This is a genomic window from Deltaproteobacteria bacterium, from assembly GCA_030654105.1.
Classification (GTDB): Bacteria; Desulfobacterota; SM23-61; order SM23-61; family SM23-61; genus JAHJQK01.
On sequence record JAURYC010000283.1, the window covers coordinates 1 to 10893 of the forward strand.

Here is a 10893-nt window from a genome sequence, read left to right on the forward strand (position 1 = left end):
CCGTCCAGTTGGTGGAGGAGCTCTCTAAGAAATTGGGCAAGGAAGTCTTTATGGCTAAAGATTTCCCAGGATTTTGCCTGAACCGGATGTTTCCTCTATTCATCAATGAGGCTTTCTATGTCCTTATGGAAGGAGTCAGCAAAGCAGAGGACATCGATACGGGCGTACGCTTGAATTTACGGCATCCCATGGGCCCCCTGGAATTGGCCGACTTCGTGGGATTGGACACCATATTATCCATCTTGGAGTATTTAAATCGGGAAATAGGCGACCGATATCGGCCCTGCCCTTTACTGAAAAAACTAGTCCTTGGAGGACATTTGGGAATCAAAACCGGCAAGGGTGTTTATGATTATACGGCAAGCGTGAAAAAAAGCCGGGTATTATGAAGGACGCAGAGGATTTTAAAGATGGTGCTGAAAAACATCTGGGGGGTGATCTTATGAATTTGGCCGCCATTTCTTTGGAATACCAAGCCATTCGCCGGCCAGATAAAACTGCGGTCGTATTCGGGGAGAAGGGGTATTCTTATTCTCTTCTGAATGCCGAGGCCAACAAGGTGGCCAATGCGTTTGTGTCCCTAGGGGTTGAGAAAGGGGACCGGGTTTCAATGTGGCTCCCCAACTGCCTCGAATTCATCACTTCTTTTTATGGCATCCTGAAGGTGGGCGGGGTGGTTGTCCCAATGAACATCCTCTTCAAGGCCAGAGAGATTGAATACCTCCTGTCTAACTCGGAAGCGAAGGTTCTTATCACAATGGCCCCATGTTTAGACACCGTGAGGCAAGTGAGGAATAAACTGCCCGCTTTGGAAAAAGTCATTGCCGTAGGTTTGGAGGACCACGCGGCCGATGCTCTCTCTTTTGAAAAATGGATCGGCCTATTTTCAGAAAATTTCTTCAGCATCGATCTTAGCCTCGATGATACCGCCACCATTCTTTACACCTCTGGCACCACCGGAAACCCCAAAGGAGCCATGCTGACCCATCGCAATCTGTATATGAATGCCGAATATTACGCCGAGGGCCTGGGGGCCAATGAAAATTGGGTGGGAATCTGCCTGCTTCCCCTATCCCATCTGCTTTCCCTGGCTGCAGGCCAATTCGTGCTTTTTGGCCGGGGCGCTACCCTGCATGTAATGGAGCGATTCGTGGCCGAGCAGGCGGCGATGATCATCGCCCGGCACAAGATTAATTATACCTTTGCAGTGCCTACAGTTTATGCCACGTTCTTGAACTTGTCTGATGAGCCGCAGTATGACCTTAGCTCTCTGGAGGTCTGTATCACCACCGGGAGCATGACGCCCTTGGATTTAAGGAAGAGATTTGAAGAAAAGTATAATTGCACAACCATTCAGGCCTATGGCCAGGTAGAGAGTTCACCGGTCATAACCATGGATCGATTGGATTTGCCGAGAAAGTTCAAGAGTGTTGGCTATCCTTTGCCGCAGATAGAAGTGAAAATTGTAGATGACGACGATCATACTCTCCCCCCCAATACCCATGGAGAGATATGCTGCCGGGGTCATTGCGTAATGAAGGGATACTGGAAGAACCCGGAAGGGACCGCCGAAGCCATAAAAGATGGTTGGTTGCACACCGGAGATATCGGGATGATCGACGAGGACGGGTACGTTTACATCTTTGACCGCAAGAAAGACATGATTATATGCGGGGGCTACAATATCTATCCTATCGAAATAGAGAATTTGCTCTATGAAAATCCCAAAGTGCTGGAAGCGTCAGTGGTAGCTGTTCCCGATGAGAGGCTGGGAGAAATTCCCAAGGCCTACATAGTTCTAAAGCCCGGAGAAACCGCCACCGAGCAAGAAATCATGGATTATGTCAAGGAGAGGTTGGCAGCTTACAAAAAGCTGAGGGCCGTTGAATTTATGGAGACTCTGCCCAAAGGCCCCACGGGCAAAATCCTGCGCAGAGCCCTGCGAGAGAGGGCCTGAAACCTAATATATGGCCCCCTTTGAAGCGGAATACCTTCTCTGTGTTGTTGGTGTCGATCGAAGGGAAGGTTGATTGCCGAGATTTTGAATTTTCATCGCGTATCCATCTCCGAAAAGGGGGAAATTGCGCCTGCTAAATTATGAAACCTGTTGTTGTTATCATTGGCCGGCCCAACGTCGGGAAATCCACCCTCTTTAATCGTTTGGTCAAAAGGCGCAAGGCCATTGTCGAAGATGAACCTGGCGTGACCCGCGATCGGAACTATGCCGAGGCTCTTTATGAGGATCACCCTTTCCTCCTGATCGACACCGGCGGTTTTGAACCCGCAGCCAAAGAGCGCATCCCCAAACAGGTCCAGGAGCAAGCCGAAGTGGCGATTCAAGAAGCTGACCTCGTCCTTTTTCTAATGGACGGAAAAGAGGGATTGAATCCCGCGGACATTGAGGTTGCCCATTACCTTAGGAAAGTAACGAAACCCGTCTTCTACGTGGTCAACAAGATCGATGGCGAGCGGCAGGAGGAGAACGTTATAGATTTTTATCAACTGGGAGTACCCGCGCTGTATTCCATCTCGGCCGAACATGGAAGAGGCGTGGCCGACTTGATGGACGGGGTTTTTAAAGTACTTACTCCCACCCCTCTCCAAGAAGAAAGAGAGGAAGGAGAAATCCGGGTAGCTCTGGTGGGCCGGCCCAACGTGGGGAAATCTTCCCTCCTGAACAAACTCATCGGGCGCCCCCGCGCCGTCGTTGATTCTACGCCGGGCACGACTCGGGACGCGATCGACACCCCTCTTAGGCGCGAGGGCCGAAAGTACATCTTTATAGACACCGCCGGGATCCGCCGTAAAAGCAAGGTATCCAAACGATTGGAAAAATACATGACGATTAGAGCCCTAAAGAGTCTGGAACGCTGCGACGTGGCTGTGATCCTCCTCGATGGCTTCGAGGGGCTGACCGATCAAGATGCCCGCATCGCTGAATTCGCCGAGGAGAATGGCCGGGCTCTGATTTTCATCGTTAACAAATGGGATTTGGTAGAAAAAGAAACTTCTACTCTGGAACAATATAAGAAGAGAATCCGCAAAGAGATCAAGACCCTTGATTATGTACCCATCCTCTTCATTTCTGCCCTGACTGGCCAGCGCGTATCCAAACTCTTCGAAACCATCGATGCGGTTATCAGCGAACACCGTAAACGTATTGCCACAGCCAAACTTAACCAATGGCTTCAGGAAATATTTCAAAACAACCCCCCTCCGCTTGCGGGCAGCCGGACCGTGAAGCTTTATTATATCTCCCAAGTGGCCACAGCCCCGCCAACTTTCGTTCTCTTCACGAATGAACCCCGAGGAGTCACCGAACCTTACCTGCGGTATCTGATGCGGCAATTGCGAGAAAGATACGGATTTGCCGGGGCCCCTTTACGAATCCTATTGCGCCGGAGGAAAAAAGAACCCCTATAACTGAATTTTGTCTAACGTTCAGACACCCAGCACCCATTGGCCGGGCAAGCCCGAAAAAATATTTGACAACACCCCTGAATATGCATATATTGCCTTTAAATTTTCAGTCTAATCCACTGACAATGTCAGTGGTGGGGTGTGGGGGCGAAAGCCCCACACCTTTGGCGAACCAACCTTGTTGGTGAGCAAGATACTTGGATAAACTTTTTATACCATTTCAGGCAAGACGAAGGACAATGTCCGTAGTCTCGCCGCATTCAGAAAACCACCGACAAGGTCGGTGGTAGTTTATTTTTAAAACTAAAAAGTCAAGGCCCAAAATAGTCCCAAAATATTCTATGATCGATTCTTTATTTTCCTCCCTCAGGGTTGCACTGGGTTTTCCCTGTTTTCTTGAAGGATCTTTTTCAAGGCCTCGGCCATATCTTTTCCACTCTGGAAACGATTTTGCGGTGCCTTGGCCAAGGCTTGGAGCAGGATTTCATCGCAAGATGGGGGAATGTCGGGATTTGTCCGTGAAACCGGCTGGGGGGTCCCCTGAGTAATTTGGTTAGATAAAGCAGAGAGCGTCTCCCCTTTAAAAGGCTTCGTCCCGGTGAGAAGTTCATAAAAAACGCTGCCCAGAGAAAAAAGGTCAGATCGTCCGTCAAGGTCCAGACCGTTGATTTGTTCCGGTGACATGTAAGAAGGAGTGCCCAGAATGGACCCCGTTTGGGTGAGCGTGGAAGTAGGGAGTTTGGCAATACCGAAGTCCATTACCTTTACTTGCCCCGTGGGGGTGAGCATAATATTGGCAGGTTTCACATCGCGATGGACGATCCCCCGGCGGTGGGCAAAATCCAGGGCTTCGGCGGCTTCGATGATTATCGTCAAAACTTTTTCTGGGGGCAGCAGGCGGCCTCTGGCCGTAAATTGGGAAAGACTCTCCCCTTCGATGTATTCCATGGTCATGAAAGAGAGTCCTTTATTTTCGCCCACGTCAAAGACCGTAACGATGTTGGGGTGGATAAGCTGTCCAGCAGCTTGGGCTTCCTTAAAAAACCGTTCCTTCAGATTTTGAATCTCTTGTTCTTCATAGAACCGGTCGAAACGAATGGTCTTGATAGCCACCAAGCGGTCAATGATCGGATCTCTTCCTTTATACACCACTCCCATCGCCCCATGCCCGAGCTCTCCTAAGATCTCATACCTGCCGATCTTTTGAACGGAGCCAGCGGCCTCCGGACGGGTTGCCCGGTCGGCTACCCCAGGCAGTTCATCTTCGTCATGGACGATGCCCGTTAAATCGGTGGCGCGAGTCGTTTCCTTTTGGACCATGGGAGCCCGGCGAGCCGTAACCGCAACATACTGGAGGATTACCAGCAAGCCAGGGAAAAAGATTTTGATCCACGTTCCCTGAAAAATGGCCGCGATCATCAGCCCGCCTAACGCCAAGAGAACGATTAGACTTGTGGCGAGCTGATAAGTCGGCCGAACCTTCGGTAACAAAAAAGTGAGCAGAAGTCCCATCCCCCAAATCAACCCAAACTCCCCGAAAGAAGCCCAGGTTGGACGGGAAATAAAGCGGCCTTGGAGGACAGAAGCGACTTCATGGGCGTGTTTTTCTACACCGGGAAATTGGTTAGAGAAGGGAGTCGCCATGAGGTCATGGGCTCCGGCAGACATCCCGGCAGCGGTTACTCCCACGAAAACGATTTTTTCCTTAAAAGTCTCTGCCGGAGTTTTTCCCGCAAGGACATCGGCAGAGGAATGATAGGGGAAGGTTTGATTGTCTCCATAATAATTCAGGAGCATCATCCCTTGGGGGTTAGTTGGGATTTTTTTATTCCCTAAACGGATGGAATGACCTACGCGAACGGTGATGTCCCCTCTCAACAGCCCCAGGGCCGAGGCCGCGACTTGCAAACTGAAAGAAGGGTAGTAATGTCCACCATACTCGATGATCAATGGATCCCAGCGCACCTTGCCATCCGTATCGGGAAGGACATTGATGTGTCCGAGGGCCTTGGCCCCTTGAGAGATTTCTGGAGGGGGGGCAAAAATCTCGTTGGCGGACGGAGGGGGAAAGTCAGTAAATTTCTTGGGGTCATCGAAGAGCAAAAAGGAAGCCGCAGCGACAGGAGAGGTAATAACGGCTTTCTTTGCTCCTTCTTGGGATTTTCCCAGCGTAAAATAAAAAGGGAAAATGACATTTCCCGCCCGGCGGGTGGCTTCTCCGAATAGCTGATCGCTCCCGTTGGTTTTTTCCCCTTGCACCGGAAGGAAGACAATATCCACGGCGATAATCTTGGCGCCGGCTTCAGACAAGCGATTGATCAAATCGGCGATTTTGGTCCGGGGCCAGGGCCACCTGCCAACCCGGGCAAGGGAGGCATCATCGATGGCCACAATGGTCAACCCTTGGGGAGGAATAAGGGAGCCCCGAATTTTGAGGCTAAGGTCATAAAGCTTACAATGGGCGGTTTCGAAAAATTTAAAAGGGATAAAAAAAAGAAAGGCAACAAAGACGGTTAGACCCATCCCCAGAAGAATATCCCCAACCTTGATTTTCTTCGCTGGGGTTCGGAAAGTTGGACTCATAAAAAAGTTTCCCCGGCCATCAACGGGGCCTTGCCGGTGGCTGAAAATCCAAGTCTCTTTCTTCGTTCCATCGAATCCACTCGCTTTGCCGTTCTTTGCTGATATCGAAAGAGGTGGGGCGGGAAATGTCGCGGTCGGTTACGGTAATCTGTTGGAACTGGCGTAAGACAATTTGGGTCCATTCTTCACGGGAAACGGCAGTCGGCCCGGGAACTTCTTCGGGACCCTTTACTTCCTGCGGCTCGCCCAAGGGAGTTGCCCGGCCAGCCTGGGGAGGTTTGGATGCTGGAAAGGGGTTATAAACATTCACTGCCCCCTCGAAGACCTGGATTTTTGTAGACCGCTCGTTGGTTACGCTCACCTGGTATATGGTTCCTTGGACACCAGCGATGGCGGTGGGTGTTCTTACTTCCAGGCGTGAAGCCGGGTTGAAAAACTTGGCGGCGCGGGTCCATAATTTTCCCAAGGAAAGGTCCGTCCAGGTCGTTTCCTTTTGGGAAGCCTTTTCTTCCTCAAGCTTGTGGAGGGTTAAGAGAGTGTTTTCCGAAAGCCTCATGACACTCTGGTTGTCTAAAATTAGCTCGGCTCGCGATTTGGCCAGAACCTTGATCTGGTCTTTTTCATATAAAATATAGTTGGGTCGAGCTGGAGACCACTGGGGATTCTCGCTTTTTTTCACTTGTACTTGCCCATCCAGATAGGTGACAACTCCTTTATTCGCTCGGACTTGCATCCCGGGCAGGATCTCCTCTTTCGCGGGCTCCTCTTTGGCTGGGCGGGGTTCCTTGGGAGTCGGGGGCGGGCTTGGTTCTCCGGGCTTCAGGGATTTTTCACTCAACCATTTTTTCATGGCCACGGGTTTCGGAAAGCGGAGCTGCTGGCCAGCGTAGATTAAATTGATATCTTTAATCTGGGGGTTTTCTCGCCGCAGGAGTTCGACGATTCCGAGGTCGTACATTCCGTATATCTTGAAAGAGAGGTAGCTGATGGTATCCCCTTTACGCACCCGGACGAGCTGCGCTTCATCGGCATTCAAGGGGTTAAAAAGCAAAGGGACGGAAAGGGTAAAAAGGCAAAAAAGGAGATACCGCAGGGGATGATTGCGCTTCATCAGACCCAACCTCCGCTGTTAAAGGGCTGGCTGCAAAACGATAATCTCAGGTGTTGGGGGGAGATTTTCCCTCTTGATCTCCCATTCACTGGCCCCAAGATTTTTAACCGATGACTTTCCTTTGGTAAACTCTTCCACGAGCGCTAGGGGAAAACCGCATCGAGGAGTTTTGAAATGCATGGGGATGATCACCCGGGGATTCAATTGCTGAGCCGTCAAGGTAGCCTGGGGGGGGTCTATGGTGTAAACGCCTCCGATGGGCATAAGAAGTAAGTCCACCGGGCCGATTTGTTTAACCTGTTGTTCGGTGGGTACGTGTCCAAGGTCGCCCAGGTGGCATATTTGAAGACCGTCGAGAGTGAAACAGAAAGTGGTATTCCCTCCCCTTTGGGAACCCTGTCCTTCATCGTGGTGCGTGGCAATCCCTCTTACCTCTAAGTCTTTTACCCGGTGGGTGCCTGAGCCTTGCACCACCATTGGTTTCCCCGGAAGGCCTTTTACGTAATTATGATCGGCATGATCGTGACTTACCAGAACCACATCGGCCTCATCCGGAATTTGGCCATAGCCGATGGCCCCCCCGAAACCCCCAGATTCGTAGGGATCGGTGATGATTTTAAACCCTTGGCTAGAGGTAAGCAAAAAAGCTGAATGGCCATACCATTTTACTTTCATTGCCTTGGTCCCTTTCTTAGCCGAGAGAGATTTTTTTCTTCTCTTCGGCTTCAGCTTTCGTCTTGCATTCGATGCATAGCGTGGTCACGGGGCGGGCTTTCAACCTTTCTTCGGAAATTTCTTCCCCGCATTCTTCGCAGATGCCAAAGGTTCCGTCCTCGATCCTGGCCAAAGCCTCTTTGATCTTCAGAATCAGCTTTCTCTCGCGGTCGCGGAGGCGCAATAAAAAATTGCGGTCCGTCTCTAAATTAGCTCGGTCTGTGGGGTCGGGAAAAGTATTTTTATCATTGGTCATGCCGGTGACAGTCTTTTCCGCCTCATTGAGCAAACCTTCTAAACGATTGGTTAGAAGCTCCTCGAAATAAGCGAGCCTCCCTTTTTCCATCTTTTTCCCCCAAGGGTCTAAAAAAATATAGAAAATATATCATATCTTAGAATAAGAGTAAAGAAGTTTCCCTGGTTTTTTAAGGTCCTTTTCCTTTTCTGCAGGCCTGATATAGATCCCGCTTTTGCCTCCGGACTTTTTCATGAGCTTGATGTCCGCAAGGATCATCCCCCGGTCGATGGCTTTACACATGTCATAAATCGTCAGGGCAGCCACCCCCGTTGCCAGCAAAGCCTCCATCTCTACCCCGGTTTTCCCCGTGGATTTTACCTGGGTCTCAATATACACTTCGCAACGCTTGGCCTCCGGCCGGAAGAAAATCTCCACACTGTCAATGCTCAAAGGATGGCACATGGGGATGATTTCGCCTGTGCGTTTTGCGGCCATGATCCCGGCCACCCGAGCGACTCCTAAGACATCCCCCTTCTCGATTTCTTTGTCCACGATACGCCGCAAGGTATCGGCTTTCATGATTACCCGCCCTGAGGCCACCGCCGTTCTATGGGTCACTCTCTTGGCGCTCACGTCTACCATCCGTGCCCGCCCTTCTGGGTCGAAATGACTGAGTTTGGCCATATCCCCCTCTCTGATTCAAAGGCTATTTAAAAAACACTTCAATTCCTTTTTTTATTCCCCAATCCGCAATCTGAAATCCGCAATTAATAAAGGCTTGCCCTACCCAAAACCTTTTGTTATAAGTATTAAAAAAAAATCCTCCTTCGTCAACGTTTAAATCAACCCTTCCCTTTAGCCCAAAGAGAGGAGTCCTTCATGCTGGCCAAAGTTCTGAGCGGTGCCATTTTGGGAATTGATGCTTATATAGTGGAGGTAGAGGTAGATATTGCTCAGGGCCTTCCTGTTTTTGCCACGGTTGGGCTTCCGGATGGTGCGGTCAAAGAATCGAAGGAACGCGTGAAGTCGGCCATCAAGAACTCCGGTTATGACTTCCCTCCCAAAAGGATTACCGTCAATCTCGCCCCGGCCGACGTGAAGAAAGAAGGGGCTGGCTTTGACCTGCCTATTGCCGTAGGGATCCTCGCAGCCCTTGGAGTCGCCTCCCCGATCCTTCTGGAAGAATATCTTCTTTTAGGAGAACTTTCCCTCGATGGCCGGGTAAAGTCCATCCGAGGGGCCCTTTCTTTGGCTATGGCTGCAAAAAGCAAGGGCAAACGCGGGGTCCTTTTGCCCAAAGAAAATGCCGAGGAAGCCGCTGTGGTCCAGGGAATTGATGTTTTGGGGGTGGATGTCCTTTCCGAGGTGGTAGATTTTCTCAATGGCCAAAAGACGATCCTGCCTACCTTTGTGGACCTCCAGGAAATCTTTAGCCGGGAAAAGCATTACGCCGAGGATTTCAATGAAGTCAAAGGCCAGGAGCACGTGAAGCGAGCCTTGGAGATTGCCGCGGCCGGTGGACATAACATCATCATGATCGGTCCACCCGGGGCGGGTAAAACCATGCTGGCCAAAAGAATCTCAACGGTCCTGCCCGACCTCTCGTTTGAAGAAGCCATCGAAGTAACCCGAGTTTACAGTGTTTTAGGCCTGCTGCCACCCCACAGCGCTTTGATTGCTACGCGTCCTTTTCGTTCCCCTCACCATACCATTTCCGACGCCGGCCTCATCGGAGGGAGCCACATTCCCAGGCCGGGAGAGGTGAGCCTTTCACATAACGGTGTTCTCTTTTTAGACGAACTGCCGGAGTTTAAAAAGAATGTATTGGAAGTCCTGCGCCAGCCGCTGGAAGACGGTAGAGTGACCATTTCCCGGGCCCTTTCCTCCCTAACCTTTCCGTCTTCTTTCATGCTGGTGGCAGCCATGAATCCTTGTCCCTGCGGTTTCTACACGGACCCCAACCGGGAATGCACTTGCACGATTCCGCAGATCCTTCGCTACCGCTCCAAGATCTCTGGGCCGTTGATGGACCGCATCGACATTCATATTGAGGTTCCGGCGGTGCGTTACCGGGATCTTACGGGAGAAGCCTCTGGGGAAGATTCCGAGACCATCAAAGGGCGCGTCAACCGGGCAAGGGAACTTCAGCGGCTGCGCTTCAATGGTAAGCGCATCTATTGTAACGCCCAGATGACCCCCCGATATTTGAAAAAATATTGTCAGATCGGGGAGGACTCCAAGGCCCTCCTGGAACAGGCTATCGACAAGCTGGGGCTTTCCGCCCGCGCCTACACGCGCATCCTTAAGATCGCCCGCACCAGTGCAGATCTGGAGAGTGTTGAGGAGATCACGGCCCAACATATCGCCGAAGCCATCCAGTACCGCAGCCTGGACCGCACTTTGCTCTGATTGAAGGCTTTTTCTCAAGAACAATCTTTTTTAGAGGAGGGATTAAGATGGAGGTTGAAGAAATTTGGCGCCGTTTCCAGAAGCACATGGGATATACCGATGAGGAAATGAAGGTCTTTCGGTCGGACCCTGAGAAGGTGAAGATGGTCACGCAAACTCCTGACTTCGTAAAGCGACGGATCATCGCCGAGGTGATCGATTCCCAAGGATGCCATGCTCAGCACAAGGTTGGCGATCGGTTTGTGATGACCGCCGGGGGTCAACTGATTACGGAGGAGTGTCCGAAAAGAATGTGCATGTTCGCCCTTGGGCCGGTAAGTAATGGCCTGCCGGTGATCTTCGAAAGGCTCATAACTAAGTCAGACCCTAACGGCGAGCGCTTCAACATCGTCCAGTGCACGGACATGGGTCTTGACAA

10 protein-coding genes are annotated in these 10893 nt (G+C 51.0%); 5 read left to right on the plus strand and 5 right to left on the minus strand.

The annotated features are described in order from the left end of the window. From Q7V48_12180 to der, 3 genes are all read left to right on the plus strand, one after another. A partial coding sequence (locus Q7V48_12180) for a 3-hydroxyacyl-CoA dehydrogenase family protein (GenBank protein ID MDO9211484.1) occupies positions 1-389 on the plus strand: 389 nt, incomplete at its 5' end. Beyond that, the gene (locus Q7V48_12185) at positions 386-1957 is read left to right on the plus strand and encodes a long-chain-fatty-acid--CoA ligase (protein MDO9211485.1); all 1572 of its coding nucleotides are present in this window, start codon (positions 386-388) and stop codon (positions 1955-1957) included. The genes Q7V48_12180 and Q7V48_12185, both read left to right, overlap by 4 nt. Positions 1958-2097: 140 nt before the next feature. Beyond that, positions 2098-3423 carry a ribosome biogenesis GTPase Der gene (gene der, locus Q7V48_12190; GenBank protein ID MDO9211486.1) on the plus strand — a complete coding sequence of 442 codons (1326 nt, stop codon included), beginning with the start codon at positions 2098-2100 and terminating at the stop codon, positions 3421-3423. A gap of 363 nt (positions 3424-3786) precedes the next feature. On the opposite strand, the gene Q7V48_12195 is transcribed toward der, so the two are convergent. Genes Q7V48_12195 through moaC form a run of 5 tightly spaced genes read right to left on the minus strand, consistent with a single transcriptional unit; the run spans position 3787 to position 8750 of the window. Then, a complete protein-coding gene (locus tag Q7V48_12195; protein MDO9211487.1) occupies positions 3787-6003 on the minus strand; it encodes a CHASE2 domain-containing protein in 2217 nt (738 codons plus the stop codon). 19 nt (positions 6004-6022) lie between these two features. Next, on the minus strand, positions 6023-7114 hold the full coding sequence (locus Q7V48_12200; GenBank protein ID MDO9211488.1) for a FecR domain-containing protein: 1092 nt from the start codon (positions 7112-7114) through the stop codon (positions 6023-6025). A gap of 18 nt (positions 7115-7132) precedes the next feature. After that, positions 7133-7789, minus strand: coding sequence for an MBL fold metallo-hydrolase (locus Q7V48_12205; GenBank protein ID MDO9211489.1), 657 nt, complete (start codon positions 7787-7789; stop codon positions 7133-7135). Between the two features lie 16 nt (positions 7790-7805). After that, positions 7806-8174: an RNA polymerase-binding protein DksA gene (gene dksA / locus Q7V48_12210; protein MDO9211490.1), complete on the minus strand. Its 369-nt coding sequence runs from the start codon at positions 8172-8174 to the stop codon at positions 7806-7808. A 39-nt stretch (positions 8175-8213) separates the two neighbouring features. Beyond that, positions 8214-8750, minus strand: a complete 537-nt coding sequence (gene moaC, locus Q7V48_12215) for a cyclic pyranopterin monophosphate synthase MoaC (protein MDO9211491.1) — start codon at positions 8748-8750, stop codon at positions 8214-8216. A gap of 195 nt (positions 8751-8945) precedes the next feature. On the opposite strand from moaC, the gene Q7V48_12220 reads away from it, so the two are divergent. Together Q7V48_12220 and Q7V48_12225 are read left to right on the plus strand one after the other, a co-directional pair. Next, positions 8946-10475 carry a YifB family Mg chelatase-like AAA ATPase gene (locus Q7V48_12220; GenBank protein MDO9211492.1) on the plus strand — a complete coding sequence of 510 codons (1530 nt, stop codon included), beginning with the start codon at positions 8946-8948 and terminating at the stop codon, positions 10473-10475. A gap of 47 nt (positions 10476-10522) precedes the next feature. Further along, the coding region (locus Q7V48_12225; GenBank protein ID MDO9211493.1) for a hypothetical protein at positions 10523-10893 on the plus strand (371 nt) is incomplete at its 3' end.